This is a genomic window from Pseudomonas sp. Tn43 (assembly GCF_014192635.1).
Classification (GTDB): domain Bacteria; phylum Pseudomonadota; class Gammaproteobacteria; order Pseudomonadales; family Pseudomonadaceae; genus Aquipseudomonas.
Map to the genome: position 1 here is coordinate 293,964 of NZ_JACHYG010000005.1, position 21,262 is coordinate 315,225.

Genomic DNA, 21,262 nt, shown 5'->3' on the forward strand with positions numbered 1-21,262 from the left:
TAGCATCAGGCTCTAGCGGTGGCTAAAACTGTGCAGGGCTTTTTCAATGCATTGCGCGGTTTTGCCGAACGCTTGCACGGTGATTTCCGAGAACGGCCCGCCGCCCTGATCCGCCACCACGATCATGATCACCCGACCATTGTTGACCAGAGAACGCAGCAGCAGGTGTTCACCGCTGAACAGCGAACGCAGGCTGGCCGGCAACAGGGCGGAGAATTGGGCGTTGTTGGCCGGCGTCAGGCGCACCTGAGCCTGTTGGGCGAGCAGACGCTGCAGCACCGGACTCTGGCTGACCGCCAGGTTCAGTCCGGCCACTTCCTTGGGCAGCCCGGCAATCTGGTGCACACGCAGATTGGCGTGCGTGCGGTCAGCCATCAGGATCATTACCCGCCGCATGCCACACGCCACCAGGGCGTCTCGAGCCGATGTGGTCAAGTGCATGGCATTGGTAAATCGGCTCGGCTCCAGCAGCAACTCGGCACATTGTTTACGCCACTTCGCCAAGTCTTCGGCGGTGGGTGCCGGGGCCGGTAGCAAACCGGCATGAACGCGGTTCATGCCCTGCGGCCAGATCAGTGATTCGGCCGGGTGCCAGAGGTCCGGCATGGCATGTTGCCGAGCGCTGTTGGCGGCCTGTTGGTGCAACTGCTGCTGCACTTCATCCATCGGCATTTGCAGATAAAGGCTGGTCAGGTACTGCCAGCGTTCACAGTGAGGCCTGTCCCAGGCCTGTTGTGCCGACAACGCCAGACCATTGGCCAGCAACACGGTGTTGGCGGGCTGGTTGAGCCAGCGCCGCAACGTCGGGTCATCATCAAGACGGTTCTGTTGGCGTAGCGGGTGTTCATCGTCACGTGCGATGCGTAGAACTTTCACCAGTTCGCGTTGTTCGCTCCGCAGCAGCCGATAACCCTGCTGGACCCAGATCGGCAAACGCCAGACATCCACCAGCGCCAGACAGATTTCCAGCAGACGCACGCCGAATAATTGCTTTTCGACATTGCGTGCCGACTCGCCTTTATGGATGACCCGCAGCTCCCATTCTTCCAGCAGCTGCGGATGGGTCAATGCCATGGGCCACAGTGGCGAAAGAAACAGCAGGCTGCCCCAGTGAATGTCCTGCCACAACCGCGCCAGGCGACCGGCAAAAAAACCGTTGGCCTGTTGGGTGGCATGCTGACTGATCAACTGAAGCTGGCGCAGTGCAGCAGGGATCTGCGATTGCGGTTCGGCGGGCAAGCGCTCGAGCAACTCTTCGGTGCGTTTTAAACCGAGGCGATTGATTGCCACTTCAAGATTTTCAGCTGGCGTACTCATGCTGCCATGGGTGTGGCGATTGGCTTCGCGAATCACACTCAAGGCCAGGGCCGGACTGTCTTGCATCATTTCGGCAATCTCGCGCAGCGAGCTGCGGCTATCGCGGATGGCTTTGCAGACGCGGTCATGACTGGCTTGCGGAACCGGCAGGCGCACACCATCGAGCAGCTTGACCCAGCCTTCGAGGGTGGTCGGTTTTGGCATTGGGACGTTCGTTTCGTTAGCCATGTCTGGACGCTGCTTTACCTATCCCTGCGTGGGCCAAATTGGCTTTTCGCCTTAACGGGCTATAGTCTGGCGCAGTTTTGCCGATAAGGAGAAGAAGAGATTTTTTAACTTCCGAATATGACCTTGAACCCGACTCAGTAAGTGCTCTCCTACCTATGGCTAAAATTATCGGCATCATCGTCGTATTCGCGAGCGTGCTCGGCGGATACGTGCTTTCCCACGGCAAGATTGCCGCTCTCATTCAGCCTTTCGAGGTGATGATTATCGGTGGCGCGGCCCTTGGTGCATTCCTGCAAGCCAACCCCGGTCATATGACGATGCATGTGCTCAAGAAATCCTTGGGCATGTTCAGTTCGCGTTTCAACCACACCTTTTACCTGGAAGTGTTGGGGCTGATTTACGAGATCCTCAACAAGAGCCGTCGCGAAGGCATGATGGCGATCGAAGGCGACATCGAAGATGCTGCCGCGAGCCCGATCTTCGCCAAGTACCCGGCAGTCCTGAAAGATGACCGCATGACCGCGTACATCTGCGATTACCTGCGCATCATGTCTTCCGGCAACATGGCTCCCCATGAGCTGGAAGGCTTGTTCGACATGGAACTGACCAGCCTCAAGGAAGACCTGGACCACCCCTCCCACGCGGTTAACGGCATCGCCGATGCCATGCCGGGTTTCGGTATCGTTGCGGCGGTATTGGGTATTGTGGTGACCATGGCTTCGCTGGGTGAAAGCGACCAGAAAATGATTGGCTTGCACGTAGGTGCGGCGCTGGTAGGTACCTTCTTCGGTATTCTCGCGGCCTATGGATTCTTTGGCCCGCTGGCCCATGCGCTGGGCCACGACGCCAAGGAAGAACTGAACGTCTACGAAGCCATCAAGGCCTCGCTGGTGGCTTCGGCTTCCGGCATGCCGCCATCGCTGGCAGTGGAATTCGGTCGCAAGGTTCTGTACCCCGCGCACCGTCCTAGCTTCGCTGAGCTGGAACAAGCGGTTCGCGGTCGCTAAGTCATGGAAAATAACCAGCCGATCATCATCAAGCGTGTCAAAAAGTACGCGGGCGGGCATCACGGGGGCTCCTGGAAAATCGCCTTCGCGGACTTCGCGACGGCGATGATGGCGTTCTTCCTGGTGTTGTGGCTGTTGTCCACGGCAACGCCGGAACAGAAGATTGCCATTGCCGGTTACTTCAAGGACCCGGTCGGTTTCAGCGAAAGCGGCACGCCATACATCATCGATCTGGGCGGCTCGCCGACCCTGGCGCCGGACAACACCCTCAACCCCGAGGTGAAATCCCAGCCTCAGCCAGACAAGGTGACTATCGACGCCGAACAGGTCGAAGGCATGGCCGAGCAGGTCGAGAAAGAGCGCCTGGAATTGCTGCTGCAAGAGTTGCAGAACAAGGTCGAAGAAAACCCGCAACTGCAGAAGTTTAAGGATCAGATCCTCTTCGAGATCACACAGGATGGTTTGCGCATCCAGATCGTGGACGCCGAAAACCGCCCGATGTTCGACTCCGGCAGTGCGCGTCTGAAACCATATTTCGAAGACATTCTGCTGGCCATGGCCGACACCATCAAAGCGGTGCCGAACAAGATCAGCATCAGCGGCCACACCGATGCCAAGCCGTACTCGGGCACCGGCGATTTCGGCAACTGGGAACTCTCGGCCAATCGCGCGAACGCGGCTCGCCGGGCATTGATCGCCGGCAGCTATCCGGACGCTCAAGTAGCGCGAGTCGTGGGTTATGCCTCGTCGGCGCTGTTCGATCGGGAAAACCCGTTCAACCCGGTCAACCGCCGCATCGACATCGTCGTGCTGACCAAAAAAGCCCAGCGTGCCATCGAAGGTTCGCAAGGTGCCGAACCGGCTCCAGAATCAACGCCGACGCAAGGGCAAGGTGGCCCGGGCGAAGTGCCCACGCCACCAGCCGACCCGAATGCCTTGCCGGCGGATAAGGAACCGCTGCCGGCTCATGAACTTCGGGAGCGGTTGAATCTGTTTGATGATCCGGTGCCGAAACCGGGTGAGCCGCTTAAGTAGTGATCCATGAAAAAGCCGACAGCGATGTCGGCTTTTTTGTGCCTGCATGCTGACATCCACATCAGTATTCGCTGCCCCTTCGGTCGCAGACGTAATTTTCTGAAACGCCGGAAGGTTCGGATGGGATATCAAGATGCATCCTACATAAATCCCTTTTTCCCCTTGCTAACGTACTCGGCAGTTTGCGTTTGTTCACGCCGGGGATGGCATGGGCATCGCGATTTGTATCTTCATTCGGCTTAAGGACGAGCCACGGAAAAGCAAAAGGATAAGCGCATGTTCGCCCCCGCCAATGCTGCTCACTTCACGTTACTGATCCCGACTGTTCCTAACGATTTCAAAGTCCTCACCTTTGAAGGCACTGAAACCATTAGTGCCTTGTATGCGATCCGGATCGAACTGGTCAGTGAACACCCTGCCTTCGATCTGGAAAGCCTGCTCAGTCAGCCCGCTTTTCTCCAGTTCGGCCTTAACGGGGACGGGCTTCACGGTCGTATCGAAGATGTGTTCAGGGGGGATGCCGGCAAGCGTCTGACCCGTTATCACCTGACCCTCGTACCGACGCTGCACTACCTGCAGTTCAGCCACAATCAGCGGATTTTCCAGAAGCTGACGGTGCCGCAAATCATCGCTCAGGTACTCAAGGGCCACGGCGTTCAGGCTAATGCATTTACCTTCCATGTCAGCACCAGCCCCGAGCGCGAATACTGCACCCAATACGGGGAAAGTGACTTCGAACTGATTCAGCGGCTATGCGCCGAGGACGGCATCGCGTGGCACCATCAGCATTCACCAGACGGCCATGTACTGGTGTTCACCGACGATCAGACCTGGTTCCCCAAACTGGGTGCAACCCCCTATCTGCAAGACTCCGGCATGGTGGCGGAGCACCCGGTCGTCAGCCAGTTCTCCACGCGTTTCAGCACCCGCCCCAGCACCACCACCTATCGGTACTATGACTTCCAACGCCCTAGTCTATTGCTGGAAAGTTGCTTCACCGCTGAGTTTCACCCGGAGCTTGAAGACTACCGCTATCCGGTCTTTATCGAAAACGAAAAGCGTGGCAAACAGCTGGCCCGGCAGGCGCTGGAACGGCACCGTACCGATTACCAATTGGTCGAAGGTAAAAGCGATCAGCCAAGCCTGCGCAGCGGTCACTTCGTCGACCTGACGGAACACCCGGATAAAACTTGCAACGATTTGTGGCTGCTGCTCAGTGTGTCGCATGCCGGAAAGCAACCCCAGTCACTGGAAGAGGTGATCACCAGCGACACTAACCCCGAGGACGGCTTCACCCAAGGCTATCGCAACCGCTTCAGCGTCATTCCATGGGATGTGTTTTACCGGCCGCCGCTACCTGCGCCAAGACCGACGCTGGTCAGCCAGACCGCCCGTGTCACCGGGCCCGCCGGCGAGGAGATCTATTGCGATGAGTATGGTCGCGTCAAAGTCGAGTTCCCTTGGGACCGGGCCGAACTCAACAGCGAAAAAAGCAGTTGCTGGCTGCGGGTATCTACCCACTGGGCAGGTAAAAACTTTGGAGCTGTGACCATTCCGCGTATCGGCATGGAAGTCATGGTCACCTTTCTGGACGGCAATCCCGATAACCCGCTCATTACCGGGTGCGTGCCGAACAAGGTCAATGCGGTGCCCTATCCCTTGCCCGAAAACAAGACCAAAACCGTATTACGCAGCCACAGCTCCCCCAACACGGGCGGTTACAACGAACTGTCGATTGAAGATCGCGCCGGGCAGGAACAAATCTACCTGCGCGCCGAACGCGACCTGGAACAGCTGATCCTCAACGACAGCGATACCAAAATTGGCAACGATCGCCGCGAACAGATTATCCGTGATAGCCACAGCCTGATCGGTAACGACCGCTTTGAACAGGTGGACAACAACAGCACTAGCCTGATCAAGGGCGACGAATTGCACACCACCGAAGGCGCGCGCAACACGTTGATCGGCGGCAACGAGGTGATCTCTATCACCGGCAACAGCAGCACAACAGCGGATGGCACGCTGGTGATTCAGGCCGGGCCTCACGCCCATGTCACTGCGGCCAATGTGGTTATCAAGGCTGACCAGAGCCTGACGTGGGAATGTGGTGGTCACTTCATCGTCATTAACTCGAGCGGGATATTCAGCAGTGTGGCCATGGTCGTGGGTGGTTCACCGCTAACTGGCCTACCCGGGCAGGCGGCGCTGTCAGCAGCTCCTCAAATCGCTGAAACTGTGGTTATCGATACCCTTCCCATGGAAGCCCTACTCAAACAGAACCTCGTCTTTCGCGAAGCCGATTCCGGTGTTTGCCCGGTATGCAACGTCGCCCAGGAATCCCAGGAAGCAGAGAGGGGTGAAGCATGACCCCGGTCATCCCGAACAAAGGACTGCTCCTGCTTGATGGCGCCCAGTACGAAGGCGCTATCGATTGGCTTAACGAGTACTACGGCGCAGATTCTCCTCAGCCGCTATTCAAGGGGACCGCTTATGAGCCGATCAGCGCCGCGGGGCCTTTTCTGCTGAACGCCTCGCTTGGTAGCGCATCGTATGCCGCGTGGTGGGGCGGCTCTGACTTGCAACAGGGTGTTTGGCTGGCTTCTCCACGGAGCGCCCAACAATGGCTACCTATCCTGCAACGTCGGTTGCGCATTTTTGATGAACAGCAGCGAGAGCTGTGGCTGCGCCTGGCGGATGGCTCGGTTCTGCGACGCGCCTGGTTGGCCGGCGTGCAATGGCCAACAGGCTTTTGGTTTGGTGTGGAAAGCGTCTGGCTACGCCATGGCAACGCGCCAGTGTGCGCTTGGGAGAACGAAGCGCCTGAATATGATTCAGCACCGGCCCATAAAGGTCTGGCCGCGCAAATCACCCTGCCTGAGCCGCTTCTGCAGGCACTGAGCCTCCCAGCCAACCCGGAGAAAGAAGCATGAGTGTCCAGAATAGAATCCGTGTTGGAACATGTCCGCTGTTCGCTGCCGTTTTACCCCTGCGATACGCCCTCGGCCCAACCGCCGCTGTCGATACCGATGCCTACGACTTGCCGGCATTGAGCGGCTCGTTTCCCGAATTGGGACCTCGTCATCCTGACTTGACCGGACATGCGCTCAATTACACCTCGCGTTTGTTGCGCGACGGTTGGCTCTACGTCTGGGAGAGCAGCCCACCCAAATTGGTGGAGTATCAGGTCGATAAAGCTCAGCTCACCCAGACCCCGCGTGCGGGCAGGGTGATCGACACCCGGGTCAAACCCCATCTGGTGTTAAGAGCTGGCGACCCTGCCGGATTGGTCTGGTCGCCCGTTCGCTGGAGTGAGGCGCAGTATCGGGCCGCCAAAACAGACCCCGCCGTACGCCAGCGCATCATGCGCAGTTTTGTGCCAGGTGTCGCACCGTTCAGTGGCAAGGTCGACACCGTCACCAAGCAGATTGGCGAATACAACGATGCGGCGAGCTACGGCTGGAGCACGGAACCTGGAACGGAACACGCACCCAACTGGCTGAAAGCTCTCAAGCAGATGAGGGCTTGCGAACAGCAGACTTACGCCGTCATTGATGATGCATGGGGCGTGCTACTCGACCTTGCCGCGCTGCTGTGTGTGCGTAAAGAAGCGTTCGACAGTTACCAGGAACATCACGCTGAAGAGTGGGCGATAGCCAGTGTCATCAAGTCACTGAGTGAAGGCGACCGGCAACTGAGCGCACAACTGCCGTCCATTACCCGCTATGACGAACTCCAGCGGACATGGAAAGATCAAGAGATCCAGAATGAGCGATATACCGCTGACATGCGGCATCTGGCCCAGCTCTGGGTAGCGTGGTTCAACACCCTGCAAATGACCGGTCCGTCGAGCATGGACACGGCTTGTGGTCATTTCGACATTACCCAACCGATTACCCGTGAGGCACTGGAATTGCATTTCGCGGCGGCTTGCCTGGGACCGGCCAGCACCAGCGTCGGGGCCGAGGCCATTACCCTCAGTCTTGAAGGTAACAAGGCCGGCAAGCCATGGTTGCTTTGGGCATTGCTCGGGTTGCCGTCACGGCTGAGTGTTAGCGAAATCAAATACCTTGTGGACTTCAGCGATGTGGCCCGAGATAACCAGGCTGCTGTTCAAGAAGGCGCCAGCAAACTTGCCAGGGTCTTTGGTTATACCGATGCGCTGAACAAGACCGCCGACAAACTGAAGCAACACAAGCCGGCCTCAAGCGTTGAGGCCCTATTTCTGTCTCTTGCCCCGGTGGCTGGGTTGCAATTGCATCAGGGTGAAAAGGGCACTGGTGCGGCGGGGCGTTTGTACATGGCGGCAGCGCTGGCCCGCAGCGACCAGCGCATCCAGACATCGGGCGTCACGCCGCGTCAGGTGGGCGAGTGGTACAGCGATTTGATGGGGACTCGCCAGTCAATGCCTGCGCATTTGAGTGTTACACCGCTGACCAGCGGGGTGGCTGACGGTATCCCGTTCATGCATTTGGTCCCAGCCAGCACCAAGCTGCCACCGTTGCCGGTGAATCTGGCGTCGAGTGTTGAATTGAGCAGTGTGTTTGATTTGAAAAGTGCGCTGAACAAGGCGCCGATCAAGTCGATTGTAACGCTGGTGGCGGGGGTGAATTTTGTTTGGGCGAGTAGTACGTTTTTTGACGACATTACAACCAAAAACCTTACTGGGATGATTGGTAGTGCAGTAGGTGTCGCTGCTGCAACCGCAGCCGTACTTCAGCGAGTCGCAGAGGTTGACTGGGTTTCGGCTGTTCGTCAAAGCGGTAGTACCTCTATTTCATCTCGTCTCCTTTTGGTTAAAGCGTTGGGTCGCGCCGCCAATGCTGCTCTGGCACAAAGTGCTTTTCTTGCCTTCGACGTCGTGCTCTATGGGATAGATGCCTTTGAGGCCTACAAGGCGGGCGACTTCGACACCATGGTCGCGAACTTGACCGTGGTTGGCGCTTCGCTGGCCAGTATCAAAATCCAGGTCCAGGCCTTCCGTGCACTAAGAGTTGCCCGGGCTGCTGTGATAGCCGGGGATGTGGCGACTATTGCCAGGGGACTCAATGTAGTGCCTCACTTGGGGGCGAAAATACTAGGCCTTGCGGTTGTAATTTTGGGCGGGGTCATCGCCCGTCTTTATACCGCCGACTCGCCGCTGGAAAAATGGGTGAAAAACAGCCGCTTTGGTATCCGTCCGCACGACGCTTGGGCCCACAGCTATAGCCTGTCCATGGATGAGCTGTACCCCGTCCTGTTTCCCATAAGTTTTGATGCCTTCCGACTGTCAGAGATGAACCCTTATCAAGGCCAAGTCACTTCCACGTATCTGATGCTAAAACTGCCGGGGGAAAACGTGCCGTTGACCGATGCAATGATTCACTTCAAGGGCATCGAAATTTGGGGCGATACGCTCGGCTATCACAGCGACCAAATCAAAAAGGTCGAATGGACGGGCAAAGACTTTGCCCGACATAGCGGCACCCGTATCTCTATACCTGCTGGCCTCACCCCTTACCGCCGTGTGTACCATGAGGATGGTGTACGGGACTTGCGGTGTATCGAGGGCGAGTTGATTTATTCCCCACAAGACGGACTGACGCTGCCAGCTGTCAAAATCAAGGAGCGAGCATGGGTATGAATACACCAGAACACCCGCGCTACAGCGCTACTCCCACGGTCATGCTTGAAGCGGACAAACCAACGGGTGAACAGCCGATGGAGCTGTTTATTACCGATGAGCACACCGAGTATTACTTGTCGCTATTAGGTGACGAGAGCATTCGTGGGCAATTAACAGGTTTAGGGGGCTGGGTTTTCACACTTATATTGTGTGTGGCTGTGATTTGTATATTGGGTGGGAAATGGGAAGGAGCGTATATGATTTTGGGAAGCGGAATTCCTTTGGTTGTATTGCCATTCCTATGGGAAACCCTTCGTCCTTTACCTCTGCCCATTTTGTTTAACCGCCGCACCAGTGAAGTGTATTTCGATCATGATGGCGATCTTTACCATGCTCCATGGGAGGGTATTTCAGCCGTGGCCAATGAGTTTCAGCTCGTGGGCACCCAAATCGGTGGCATGCAAAACGCTTCACTGGAAATTCGCATGTGGAAATTTGAAGAGCCGGAAACGGCTGTGATGGTGAGTCTAGGTGCCCCCTTTGGTAAATCATTGTCGATGCAAAAAGGTTTTTGGGAATACATCCGTTCTTACATGAATAATGGCCCTTATTTCGACGAGAACGGTAATCACAGTGAGTCGGATGCATTCGTAAAAAGCCAGCTATCCGTGCGACCCAAAATGAGCGACAGCTTCAAGCAGACACTGGCGCAGTTAAAACAGGCGAAGAAGGATGCGGGTGGGGAAAACTACTTAGGCGCCAGCGATGTTGTAAAACTGATACTCGAGCCACTGCTTTATCCGCAGGACCGAATTCAAGAACTCACCTACAGTCTTGCCAAACGTCGCTCTCGCAACCTGTGGCCGAAAGTTGTCACTGAACGACTGAAGGCCAATGGCCCCATCACACGCCTTGTTGATCTGGAGCACGAGCAAGGTGTTGGCGTATCGAAGCGAGTTGATCAATACCCACAATGCGACTGAGCCACCGGCGATAAAAATCAAGGAACGAGGACTCTTCGGAGAATGGTGTAGGACGGCTCCGAGTCCCATAAACCGGGTTTTAATTTCGCCGGAACCTCGCCTATAGTTCGTCCGTCACCGACGAATCGGTGATCGACTTTAGCCGGTCGTAACAGATGATGCACAAGCGCCTGTATAATCGCGGCGCTTTTTGCTGCCTGGCATCTGCATGTCTATGGTGGCTGTGCGTGGGACGCCTTCGGGTGTGCCGGGTTCATCTGTCCGGTCGGCTAACCCGCGTACAGCTACCACCCAATTCGTTTAGCCGCGAAAGGGGTGGGAGTTTCACTTATCAGATGAGATAGAAACATGACCCAGTACCACCCTCTGCAAGGCAACTTCAGCGTCGGCCCGACGCTATACATCGACACCGAAGCCAAAGTTTCGGATCTCCTCGAAACCGCCACTCACCGAATCAAAGCGGCCCGCAATCTGCTCAATAGCGTCACCTGCCTGTGCATCAAAAACGCCGAAGGTCACGACTTGGAGCATTTCGCCAATGCTGCACACATATTGATTCAGGATGGCTGCGACGCCTTGGATGCGCTGGGCTGGAAGCTGGAAAAAACCGTACGCTGAAATCAGAAAGCCGCGATATTCGCGGCTTTTTTGTGTCTGCGGGAAACTACTGATCATTTTCGTGGCATTACGAAAATGATCCAGGCTACTTAATAGCTGCTTTCCGGCAAGCTAGCGATGATCGACCGATAACTGTTCATCCGCTGCTGTTGCACGCGGCCTTCTTCAAGAGCCTTGAGCAAGGCGCAACCCGGCTCGCGGTCGTGCTTGCAGTCGCGGAAGCGGCAGGTGCCGATCAGGTCGTTGAACTCGATGAAGCCGGCTTCGACGTCGGCACGGCTGACGTGACCCAGGCCGAATTCGCGGATACCCGGGGAGTCGATCAACTCACCGCCACCGGGGAAGTGGAACAGTCGCGCGGTGGTGGTGGTGTGGGTGCCTTGGCCCGACAGCTCGGACAGCGGGCCGACACGGGTGTCGACTTCCGGCAGCAGGCTGTTGACCAGCGACGACTTGCCGACACCGGACTGGCCGACGAATACGCTGATGTGCCCGTCCAGTTGCTTCTGCAGCTGCTCCATGCCATTGCCGTGGTGGGCCGACACTTCCAGCACCGGGTAACCCAGCGTGCGGTAAACCGCCAGCAAGGCATTCAGCGCCGGGGCGTTCTGTTCGTCGATCAGGTCGAACTTGTTCAGCAGCAGCAACGGCCGAATCCCGGCGTGTTCCGCGGCGACCAGGTAGCGGTCGATCAGGTTGGCGTGAGGCTCGGGCAGCGGCGCGAAGACGATCACGATCAGGTCGACGTTGGCCGCCACCGGCTTGAGCTGGCCACGGCTGTCGGGACGGCAGAGTTCGGTTTTACGCGGCAGTTGCGCCACGATCACACCGATGCCCTGGTTGCCGGCACGCCATACCACCTGATCGCCGGTCACCAGCGCTGGCAGGTTGGCGCGCAAATGGCAGCGGAACACCTGGCCGGCCAATTCGCCATCGAGGGCCTCGACTTCGACCTGCACACCGAAGTGTGCGATCACCAGGCCCGTCTGTTCCGGGCCCAGGTCGCCACCTTCGAGTGCCTCGACAGCCGAGGACTCGCGTTTGGCGGCGCGGGCAGCGCGCTCGCCCTGAATCTTTTCGATGCGCCAGTTTTGACGACGATTGAGTTGGCGTTTGGCCATGGGTGTTCCGTATCGAGAATGCAGCGATTAGGTAAAACGGCCGCGAGTTTAGCACGCCCGGTGGCCTCCCTAGGCTAAACTGCGCACCTACGCCGAGGAGCCGACTCATGCAAAACCCGCTGAACCTGATCTGGATCGACCTGGAAATGACCGGTCTGAACCCTGATACCGACGTCATCATCGAGATGGCCACTATCGTTACCGACAGCGATTTGAACACCCTGGCCGAAGGCCCGGTGATCGCCATCCATCACAGCGACGAAATCCTCGCCGGCATGGACGAGTGGAATACCCGCCAGCACGGCGGCTCGGGGCTGACCCAGCGGGTTCGCGAGAGCCGTATCAGCATGGCCGAGGCTGAGGCCCAGACCATCGCCTTCCTGGAAAAATGGGTGCCGAGGGGCAAGTCGCCGATCTGTGGCAACAGCATCTGCCAGGACCGTCGCTTCCTTTATAACCACATGAAGTCGCTGGAAAGCTACTTCCACTACCGCAACCTCGACGTGTCGACCCTCAAAGAGCTGGCCGCGCGCTGGGCACCGGACGTACGCGACAGCTTCAAAAAGGGCAGCACCCACCTGGCCCTGGACGACATCCGCGAATCGATCGCCGAGCTGCAGCACTACCGCAAGAACTTCATCAAGTTCTGATTGGGTGGTCGCGGGCCATTGTGGCGAGGGGCTTGCCCCCGTTGGGTCGCGCAGCGACCCCCTCTGTCTGCAATCCCGTTTCTTCAGGCACATTGCGCTTGCGGTTTTCACGACTGCTGCGCAGCCGAACGGGGGCAAGCCCCCTCGCCACAGGTCTGTGTGAATACTTCGGCGCCCTCTTTTGGTGCTTCGGTGAAGTGAGTAGACTGCGCGCCTTTCTGCCAGGACCGCCACCATGTTGCTGATGCTCTATCTGATCGCCATCACTGCCGAAGCCATGACGGGCGCCCTGTCTGCGGGCCGTCGCGGCATGGACTGGTTTGGCGTGGTGCTGATTGCATGTGTCACGGCACTGGGCGGCGGTTCGGTACGCGACGTGCTGCTTGGCCATTACCCGCTTACTTGGGTCAAACACCCGGAATACCTGGTGTTGACCTCCGTCGCGGCGATGCTGACGATCTTCATCGCCCGCTGGATGCGTCATCTGCGTTCGCTGTTTCTGGTGCTCGACGCGGTGGGGCTGGTGGCGTTCACCCTGATCGGCTGCATGACGGCCCTGGAAATGGGCCACGGCATGCTGGTGGCCTCGGTCAGCGGCGTGATCACCGGCGTATTTGGCGGCATCCTGCGGGACATCTTCTGCAACGACATCCCGCTGATCTTCCGCCGCGAACTCTACGCCAGCGTCTCGTTTGCCGCCGCATGGTGCTATCTGCTTTGTATCTACCTGCAATTACCCGGTGAACAGGCGATTTTGATTACCCTGTTCGGCGGCTTCCTGCTGCGCTTGCTGGCGATCCGTTTTCACTGGGAAATGCCCAAGTTTGTTTATAACGACGAGGCCTGACACGTCTCTGTAGCAGCTGCCGTAGGCTGCGTTCGAGGCCGCAGGACTCGCGTGCGGAATGACGACTGCTGCGCAGCCGAACGCAACCTGCGGCAGCTGCTACAGGAGTCCATGTTGTTTCAGGGCCCATTCGACATGCTCGCGCACCAACTCCGACGGATAATCCCGCCGTGCCTTCAGCGCTTCCAGCACCGGAATGCTCGACGGCGCATTACCCAACCCGACCGCCAGGTTGCGCAACCAGCGCTCATAACCCGCGCGCCTGAGTGGTGAACCTTCGGTGCTGCTGAGAAATTTTGCTTCGTCCCACATGAACAGTTCGGCCAGTTCGGCGTTGTCCAGATTGTGCCGGGGTTTGAAATCGCTTTCGCCGGAAGGTCGGGCAAAGCGGTTCCACGGGCAGACGATCTGACAGTCATCGCAACCAAATACCCGATTGCCGATCAGCGGCCGCAAATCTTCAGGGATCGCACTCTTCAGTTCGATGGTCAGGTATGAAATGCAGCGTCGGGCATCCAGCACATAGGGGCCGACGAAGGCGTTGGTCGGGCAAATGTCCAGGCAGGCGGTGCAGCGGCCGCAGTGTTCGGTGGCGTGAGGCGGGTCGACCGGCAGCGGCAGGTCGACGAACAGTTCGCTGAGGAAGAAGTAACTGCCGGCCTTGCGATTCAAGACCAGCGTGTTTTTGCCGATCCAGCCCAGGCCAGCCTGCTCTGCGATGGCTTTTTCCAGCACCGGGGCGCTGTCGACAAAGGCGCGGTAGCCAAACGGGCCGATCACCGCCTGAATTTTTTCCGCCAGTTGTTGCACGCGTTTACGGATCAATTTGTGGTAATCGCGGCCCAACGCATAACGCGACACGTAGGCTTTTTCCGGTTGGGCCAGGCGTTTGGCCATTTCGGTGTCACCCGGCAGGTAGTCCATGCGCAGGGAAACGACCCGCAAGGTGCCCGGCACCAGTTCTTCGGGGTGCGAACGTTTGCTGCCGTGGGCGCCCATATACTCCATTTCGCCGTGGTAGCCGGCCGCGAGCCAGCGCTCCAGGTGCTGCTCATGCTCGGCCAGGTCGAGGCCGCTGATGCCGACTTGCTGAAAGCCCAGCTCGCGGCCCCAGTCCTTGATGGATTGGGCGAGGGCGGGCAGGTCTGTGGTAATAGCGGGCATGAGACGAGAGAAACCGGAGCTGAGGTGCGTATAATTCTGCCAGACATCGGAGCCTGAAGACGCATGCCGCACACTAAAGATGAATTACCCGACGCGCTGTATAGCGCCGCGCAAGTCCGAGGGCTCGATGCGAGCCTGATTGCGGCCGGTACACCGGGCTTCGAATTGATGCAACGTGCAGCGCGAGCGACCTGGCGCGCGCTGGTCCGTCATTGGCCGACTGCGCATGAATTGAGCGTGGTGGCCGGCCACGGCAATAATGCCGGCGACGGTTATCTGGTGGCCGTGCTGGCTCGACGTGCCGGTTGGCACGTGCGGGTGTTGGCCGCCGGTGATCCCGGGCGTTTGCAGGGCGACGCCGCATCAGCCCACGCCGAGGCAGTCGCCGAAGGCGTCGCGATTCAAGACTGGAATGCGCATTCAGAATTGCGTGGCATTGTGCTGGATGCCTTGCTCGGCACCGGCCTGACCGGTGAAGTGCGCGAGCCATACGCCAGTGTCATTGGCGCGATCAACGCCAGTGGGCTGCCGGTCGCAGCGGTGGATATCCCCTCTGGGCTGTGTGCCGATACGGGGCGCCAGCTCGGCGTTGCGGTTCGAGCGGACCTCACGGTGACGTTCATCGGTTTGAAGCTGGGCCTGTTCACCGGTGACGCTGCGGATGTGGTGGGCGATTTGGTCTTCAATGATCTGCAAGCTGCCCCTGAGACGTTTATCGGGGCCCCGGTCAGTGCCCGTCGCCTGACGGCCGATAATGTGCCGCGTCTGCCCCCTCGTGCTCCAACATCCCACAAAGGCAAATTTGGCCACGTATTACTGATCGGCGGTGATCGCGGTTTTGGCGGGGCCATCCTGCTCAGCGCTCAAAGCGCCCTGCGCAGCGGCGCCGGCATGGTGTCGCTGGCCACTCGCAGTGAGCATGTTCCCGCTGCATTGGCGCGAGTGCCTGAAGCGATGGTGCTTGGCATTTCGTCGGCCAATCAATTGATGGGGCTGCTTGAGAAGGTCACGGTGCTGGTCGTCGGCCCGGGGCTGGGGCAGGCCGCCTGGGGGCGCAGTCTGTTGTCGGCCGCGGCCAATGCGCCGCTGCCGCAAGTCTGGGACGCCGACGCATTGAACCTGTTGGCCGAAGGGGGCGTGAATGTGCCCGCCCATTGTGTTATCACGCCGCACCCTGGCGAGGCAGCGCGATTGTTGGGGCTGTCGACTGCCGAAGTTCAAGCCGATCGTCCGGCCGCTGCCCATGCATTGAGCCAAAAATATACAGCTGTCGTGGTGCTCAAAGGCGCCGGCAGTTTGATCGCCAGCCCCGACGGGCGTCTGGCGCTGTGTCATCAGGGCCACCCAGCCATGGCGTCCGCCGGTTTGGGCGATGTGCTGGCCGGGCTGGTCGGCGCTTTGCTCGCTCAGGGTATGGAGGCGTATGACGCAGCCTGCCTGGCGGTCTGGCTGCACGCCAATGCCGGTGAGCAACAAGGTAAATTCGGCCGTGGGCTGGCGGCCAGTGATCTGATTCCAGCCATTCGTCAGTTGTTGGAGGAGCAAGCACCGTGTCTGAAGTAACCCTGTACCTGGCTGATGAAGAGGCGATGACCGCATTGGGTGCGCGCATCGCACAAACCACTGGAGGGCACGGTCTGATTTTTCTCGAAGGGGATTTGGGGACGGGGAAAACCACGCTGTCCCGGGGCATCATCCGTGGCCTGGGACATGCAGGCGCGGTAAAAAGTCCGACGTTCACCTTGGTCGAGCCTTATGAGATAGGAGAGATCCGTGCCTTCCATTTCGACCTGTATCGACTGGTCGATCCGGAGGAGCTGGAGTTCCTTGGTATCCGCGATTATTTCGAAGACGACGCGCTGTGCCTGATCGAATGGCCCCAGAAGGGTGCAGGCTTTTTGCCAAAGCCCGACCTGACCATTACCATTAGCCCGCAAGACAGCGGGCGTTCGCTGAAAATTTCGCCACAGGGCTCGCGTGGCGAGTTGTGGTGTGCCGCTTTGGCATTGGAATCCAATTAGATGATGGGGTTAGGTATGCGCTTTCGCGCGTTGGTTGCTGCCGTAGGATTGTTGTTTCTGGCGGTGACCGTCGACGCTGTGGCCGAGACGAAGGTCAACAGTGTTCGCCTGTGGCGGGCGCCGGACAACACGCGACTGGTGTTTGACCTGACAGGGCCTGTCCAGCACAGCGTCTTTACCCTGACCGCACCGGATCGTCTGGTGATCGACATCAATGGCGCATCCCTGGGGGCGCCGCTGAACGTCAATACCTCGAATACTCCGATCACCGCAATGCGCTCGGCTCAACGAACGCCGACCGACCTGCGGGTGGTCATCGACCTGAAAAAAGCCGTCACACCAAAAAGCTTCACCCTGGCGCCGAATGCCCAGTATGGCAATCGCCTGGTCGTCGATCTGTTCGACAATGCGGCCGATGCCGCGCCGCCGCCTGCGCCAGCGCCTTCTGTGGCGACGTTGCCTGCGGTCCCTGTCGCACCCGCCGAACCTTCGATCAAATTGCCGCCCGCCCCGGCTGGCAAGCGCGACATCATTGTGGTGATCGATGCCGGCCACGGTGGTGAGGACCCGGGTGCCTCGGGCTCTCGCGGTCAGCGTGAAAAAGATGTGGTGCTGGCCATCGCCCGTGAACTGCAGCGTCAGGTCAATGGCATGAAAGGCTTCCGCGCCGAATTGACTCGCACCGGCGACTACTTCATTCCGTTGCGCGGCCGTACCGAAATCGCCCGTAAGAAAGGCGCCGATCTATTCGTTTCCATCCACGCTGACGCCGCACCTTCGACCGCCGCATTCGGTGCCTCGGTGTTCGCCTTGTCTGACCGTGGCGCGACGTCGGAAACTGCCCGTTGGCTGGCCGACAGCGAAAACCGTTCCGACTTGATCGGTGGTGCCGGCAACGTCAGCCTCGACGACAAGGACCGCATGCTGGCCGGCGTGCTGCTCGATTTGTCGATGACCGCTTCCCTGACATCCAGCCTGAACGTAGGCCAGAAAGTCTTGAGCAACATCGGTCGCGTCACGCCGCTGCACAAACAGCGCGTGGAGCAAGCCGGGTTCATGGTGCTGAAGTCGCCGGACATCCCGTCGATCCTGGTGGAAACCGGGTTTATCTCCAATGCCAACGAAGCGTCCAAGCTTACTGCCGCGAACCATCAGCAAGCGCTGGCGCGTTCTATCAGCAGCGGCGTGCGGCAGTTCTTCCAGCAGAATCCACCGCCGGGCACCTACATTGCCTGGCTGCGCGATTCCGGCAAAATCGCCCAGGGCCCCCGTGACCATCGCGTGAATCCTGGCGAAACCCTGGCGATGATCGCCGTGCGTTATCAGGTGTCTCCGGCTACCTTGCGTAACGCCAACAACCTCAAGAGCGATGAGCTGAAAATTGGTCAGACATTGACCATTCCCGGCACTGAACTGGCGGCCAAAGAATGAACCAGGTGCTGACCAACGCTGCACGCATCGAGCTGCTCAGCCCGCGGCTGGCGAACCAGATTGCCGCCGGTGAAGTGGTTGAACGCCCGGCCTCGGTGATCAAGGAGTTGCTGGAGAACAGCCTCGACTCCGGTGCCAAGCGCATTGATGTCGATGTGGAGCAGGGCGGCGTCAAGCTGCTGCGGGTTCGCGACGATGGCAGCGGCATTTCCGCCGATGACCTGCCCCTGGCTCTGGCCCGTCACGCCACCAGCAAGATTCGTAATCTGAAAGACCTCGAGCAGGTGATGAGCCTGGGGTTTCGGGGTGAGGCGTTGGCTTCCATCAGCTCCGTGGCGCGCCTGACCCTGACATCCCGCACGCGCGATGCCGATCAGGCCTGGCAAGTGGAAACCGAAGGCCGGGACATGGCGCCGCGCGTGCAACCGGCGGCCCATCCGGTGGGCACTTCGGTGGAAGTGCGCGACTTGTTCTTCAATACCCCGGCGCGCCGCAAATTTCTCAAGACCGAAAAAACCGAGTTCGATCACCTGCAAGAAGTGATCAAGCGTCTGGCGCTGGCGCGGTTCGACGTGGCGTTCCATCTGCGCCACAACGGCAAAACCATCCTCAGCCTGCACGAAGCTCATGATGACGCGGCCCGCGCCCGACGTGTGGCGGCGATCTGCGGGGCGGGTTTTCTGGAGCAGGCACTGCCGATCGAGATCGAGCGCAATGGCCTGCATTTGTGGGGCTGGGTCGGGTTGCCGACCTTCAATCGCAGCCAGGCGGACTTGCAGTATTTCTTCGTCAATGGCCGCGCCGTGCGCGACAAACTGGTGGCTCACGCGGTGCGCCAGGCTTATCGCGACGTGCTGTTCAACGGTCGGCACCCCACGTTCGTGCTGTTTTTCGAAGTCGATCCGGCGGGCGTCGACGTCAACGTGCACCCGACCAAGCACGAAGTACGCTTTCGTGACGGACGCATGGTTCACGATTTCCTCTATGGCACTTTGCACCGCGCCCTCGGCGATGTGCGTCCGGATGACCATTTGGCCGCGCCTGTCGCGACCGCGATGGTGCGGCCCACCGGGCTCGACGCCGGTGAGTTCGGCCCCCAGGGCGAAATGCGTCTGGCGGCCAATGCGCTGCTGGAACAGCCCCAGGCCCAACCGTCGTTCAATACGCCGGCTGGCTCCGGCGCTGGCGCCGGTTATCAATATCAGTACTCGCCGCGGCCTCAATCCGGCGTGCCCGTCGCCGAAGCTCAAGCGGCCTACCGTGAATTCTTCGCGCCGTTACCCGAGGCCAACGCGGTCGCGCTGCCAGCCGGGCAGGACGACGTTCCACCGTTGGGTTACGCATTGGCGCAACTCAAGGGCATCTATATTCTTTCGGAAAACGCCCAGGGCCTGGTGCTGGTGGACATGCACGCCGCCCATGAGCGGATCATGTACGAACGCCTGAAAATCGCCATGGCCAGCGAAGGCCTGAGCGGTCAGCCGCTGTTGGTGCCCGAATCTCTGGCCCTCAGTCAGCGCGAAGCCGATTGCGCTGAGGAACACGTCGCCTGGTTCCAGCGACTGGGCTTTGAATTGCAGCGTCTGGGCCCGGAAACCCTGGCCATCCGGCAAATTCCCGCCTTGTTGAAACAGGCAGAAGCCAATCGGCTGGTCAGCGACGTTCTGGCGGATTTGATGGAATACGGCACCAGCGACCGGATTCAGGCCCACCTGAACGAATTGCTTGGCACCATGGCCTGCCACGGCGCGGTTCGCGCGAATCGGCGCCTGGCCGTGGCGGAAATGAACGGTCTGCTGCGGGACATGGAAAACACCGAACGCAGCGGTCAATGCAACCATGGCCGACCGACCTGGACCCAATTGGGCCTGGACGATCTGGACAAACTGTTTTTGCGCGGTCGTTGATGAGCCAGTTTCCTCCTGCGATTTTCCTGATGGGCCCGACGGCTGCCGGCAAGACCGACCTGGCCATCGAGCTCACCAAGGTTTTGCCCTGCGAGCTGATCAGCGTCGATTCGGCGCTGGTTTACCGTGGCATGGACATTGGCACCGCCAAACCGTCGAAAGAGTTATTGGCCGAATTTCCCCATCGATTGATCGATATTCTGGACCCGGCCGACAGCTATTCGGCTGCTGATTTTCGTCGAGATGCGCTCCAGGCCATGGCCGAGATCACCGCGCGGGGCAAAATTCCGCTGCTGGTAGGCGGCACAATGCTCTATTACAAGGCTTTGCTTGAAGGTCTGGCCGACATGCCGGCGGCCGATCCGCAGGTGCGCGCGCAAATTGAAGAAGAGGCTGCGCGCCTTGGCTGGCAAGCCTTGCACGATCAATTGGCGGTGATCGATCCGCAATCGGCCGCGCGAATTCATCCGAACGATCCGCAGCGCCTCAGTCGCGCACTGGAAGTTTATCGCGTCAGTGGTCAGAGCATGACTGAGCTGCGCTTGCGACAATCTGCGCAAAGTACTGAAGCAGCCGCTTCGGGACTGCAACAATTGCCCTATACTGTCGCGAACTTGGCTATCGCCCCGGCAAATCGTCAGGTACTGCACGAGCGCATTAAACAAAGATTCACAAATATGTTGGAACAGGGATTCATCGACGAGGTCGTAGCCCTGCGAGATAGAGGTGACCTTCATTCGGGGATGCCGTCTATACGTGCTGTAGGTTATCGACAAGTCTGGGATTACCTGGATGGCAAGCTGACGCAAGCCGAGATGCAGGAGCGTGGAATCATTGCCACGCGCCAATTGGCAAAGCGCCAGTTCACCTGGCTACGCAGTTGGGCTGATCTACACTGGCTGGACAGCCTCGATTGCGACAATCTGCCACGCGCCTTGAAATACCTTGGGACCATCTCCATATTGAGCTGAGTCCTTGCAATTGCCGTCTATCCTTGGGGGTGTGACGGCCCCAAGCCATCTGTTTACCTATTTTTTATAGAATCCTTAAAGGAGTGCGGCACATGTCAAAAGGGCATTCGCTACAAGACCCTTACTTGAATACTTTACGTAAAGAAAAAGTGGGGGTTTCCATCTACCTGGTCAACGGGATCAAACTGCAAGGCACGATCGAGTCTTTCGACCAGTTCGTTATCCTGCTGAAAAACACCGTTAGCCAAATGGTTTACAAACACGCTATCTCTACAGTGGTGCCGGTTCGTCCAATTCGTCTGCCTAGCGCAACCGAATCCGAAGCAGGTGACGCTGAGCCAGGTAACGCCTGATAGG

At 58.8% G+C, this 21,262-nt stretch carries 18 protein-coding genes; 15 read left to right on the forward strand and 3 right to left on the reverse strand.

Annotation, left to right across the window (positions count from 1 at the left end):
• Positions 1–12: 12 nt before the first annotated feature.
• Entirely contained in the window at positions 13–1,545 is a 1,533-nt protein-coding gene (locus tag FHW68_RS15775; protein ID WP_183681188.1) for an HDOD domain-containing protein, read from the reverse strand.
• Between the two features lie 155 nt (positions 1,546–1,700).
• Between FHW68_RS15775 and motA the strand changes: the two genes are divergently transcribed.
• The 7 genes from motA to FHW68_RS15810 all read left to right on the forward strand — a co-directional run bounded on the left by motA (position 1,701) and on the right by FHW68_RS15810 (position 10,793).
• Positions 1,701–2,552: a flagellar motor stator protein MotA gene (gene motA, locus FHW68_RS15780; protein WP_008009851.1), complete on the forward strand. Its 852-nt coding sequence runs from the start codon at positions 1,701–1,703 to the stop codon at positions 2,550–2,552.
• Between the two features lie 3 nt (positions 2,553–2,555).
• A complete protein-coding gene (gene motB / locus FHW68_RS15785; protein ID WP_183681190.1) occupies positions 2,556–3,587 on the forward strand; it encodes a flagellar motor protein MotB in 1,032 nt (343 codons plus the stop codon).
• 276 nt (positions 3,588–3,863) lie between these two features.
• Positions 3,864–5,957, forward strand: a complete 2,094-nt coding sequence (gene tssI, locus FHW68_RS15790) for a type VI secretion system tip protein VgrG (RefSeq protein ID WP_183681192.1) — start codon at positions 3,864–3,866, stop codon at positions 5,955–5,957.
• A complete protein-coding gene (locus tag FHW68_RS15795) occupies positions 5,954–6,520 on the forward strand; it encodes a DUF4123 domain-containing protein (protein WP_095634772.1) in 567 nt (188 codons plus the stop codon). Before tssI ends, FHW68_RS15795 begins: the two co-directional genes overlap by 4 nt.
• Positions 6,517–9,210, forward strand: coding sequence for a toxin VasX (locus tag FHW68_RS15800; RefSeq protein ID WP_183681194.1), 2,694 nt, complete (start codon positions 6,517–6,519; stop codon positions 9,208–9,210). The genes FHW68_RS15795 and FHW68_RS15800 overlap by 4 nt, the downstream gene beginning before the upstream one ends.
• Positions 9,201–10,175, forward strand: a complete 975-nt coding sequence (locus FHW68_RS27300; RefSeq protein WP_260296614.1) for a hypothetical protein — start codon at positions 9,201–9,203, stop codon at positions 10,173–10,175. The genes FHW68_RS15800 and FHW68_RS27300 overlap by 10 nt, the downstream gene beginning before the upstream one ends.
• 348 nt (positions 10,176–10,523) lie before the next feature.
• Positions 10,524–10,793, forward strand: a complete 270-nt coding sequence (locus FHW68_RS15810; RefSeq protein ID WP_183681196.1) for a hypothetical protein — start codon at positions 10,524–10,526, stop codon at positions 10,791–10,793.
• Positions 10,794–10,882: 89 nt separating this feature from the next.
• Here FHW68_RS15810 and rsgA read toward each other — a convergent pair whose 3' ends face one another.
• A complete protein-coding gene (rsgA, locus tag FHW68_RS15815; RefSeq protein ID WP_007902636.1) occupies positions 10,883–11,914 on the reverse strand; it encodes a small ribosomal subunit biogenesis GTPase RsgA in 1,032 nt (343 codons plus the stop codon).
• A gap of 107 nt (positions 11,915–12,021) precedes the next feature.
• Between rsgA and orn the strand changes: the two genes are divergently transcribed.
• Both orn and FHW68_RS15825 read left to right on the forward strand, forming a co-directional pair.
• Positions 12,022–12,564: an oligoribonuclease gene (gene orn, locus FHW68_RS15820; RefSeq protein WP_095634776.1), complete on the forward strand. Its 543-nt coding sequence runs from the start codon at positions 12,022–12,024 to the stop codon at positions 12,562–12,564.
• A 235-nt stretch (positions 12,565–12,799) separates the two neighbouring features.
• Positions 12,800–13,411 (forward strand): trimeric intracellular cation channel family protein, encoded by a 612-nt coding sequence (locus tag FHW68_RS15825; RefSeq protein WP_030128339.1) that lies wholly within the window; start codon positions 12,800–12,802, stop codon positions 13,409–13,411.
• Positions 13,412–13,510: 99 nt separating this feature from the next.
• Here the strand turns inward: FHW68_RS15825 and queG are convergent, their stop codons facing one another.
• Positions 13,511–14,575, reverse strand: a complete 1,065-nt coding sequence (gene queG / locus FHW68_RS15830; RefSeq protein ID WP_095634777.1) for a tRNA epoxyqueuosine(34) reductase QueG — start codon at positions 14,573–14,575, stop codon at positions 13,511–13,513.
• A gap of 63 nt (positions 14,576–14,638) precedes the next feature.
• Between queG and FHW68_RS15835 the strand changes: the two genes are divergently transcribed.
• The 6 genes from FHW68_RS15835 (at position 14,639) to hfq (ending at position 21,258) form a co-directional block, all read left to right on the forward strand.
• Positions 14,639–16,138: an NAD(P)H-hydrate dehydratase gene (locus tag FHW68_RS15835; protein WP_183681198.1), complete on the forward strand. Its 1,500-nt coding sequence runs from the start codon at positions 14,639–14,641 to the stop codon at positions 16,136–16,138.
• Positions 16,126–16,596 (forward strand): tRNA (adenosine(37)-N6)-threonylcarbamoyltransferase complex ATPase subunit type 1 TsaE, encoded by a 471-nt coding sequence (gene tsaE, locus FHW68_RS15840; RefSeq protein WP_183681200.1) that lies wholly within the window; start codon positions 16,126–16,128, stop codon positions 16,594–16,596. Before FHW68_RS15835 ends, tsaE begins: the two co-directional genes overlap by 13 nt.
• A complete protein-coding gene (locus FHW68_RS15845) occupies positions 16,597–18,027 on the forward strand; it encodes an N-acetylmuramoyl-L-alanine amidase (protein ID WP_183681202.1) in 1,431 nt (476 codons plus the stop codon).
• A gap of 8 nt (positions 18,028–18,035) precedes the next feature.
• Positions 18,036–19,934 carry a DNA mismatch repair endonuclease MutL gene (gene mutL / locus FHW68_RS15850; RefSeq protein ID WP_183681459.1) on the forward strand — a complete coding sequence of 633 codons (1,899 nt, stop codon included), beginning with the start codon at positions 18,036–18,038 and terminating at the stop codon, positions 19,932–19,934.
• Complete coding sequence (miaA, locus tag FHW68_RS15855) at positions 19,934–20,905, forward strand: tRNA (adenosine(37)-N6)-dimethylallyltransferase MiaA (protein ID WP_095634782.1); 972 nt, start codon at positions 19,934–19,936, stop codon at positions 20,903–20,905. Before mutL ends, miaA begins: the two co-directional genes overlap by 1 nt.
• 92 nt (positions 20,906–20,997) lie before the next feature.
• Positions 20,998–21,258: an RNA chaperone Hfq gene (gene hfq, locus FHW68_RS15860; RefSeq protein WP_007902656.1), complete on the forward strand. Its 261-nt coding sequence runs from the start codon at positions 20,998–21,000 to the stop codon at positions 21,256–21,258.
• Positions 21,259–21,262: the final 4 nt, after the last annotated feature.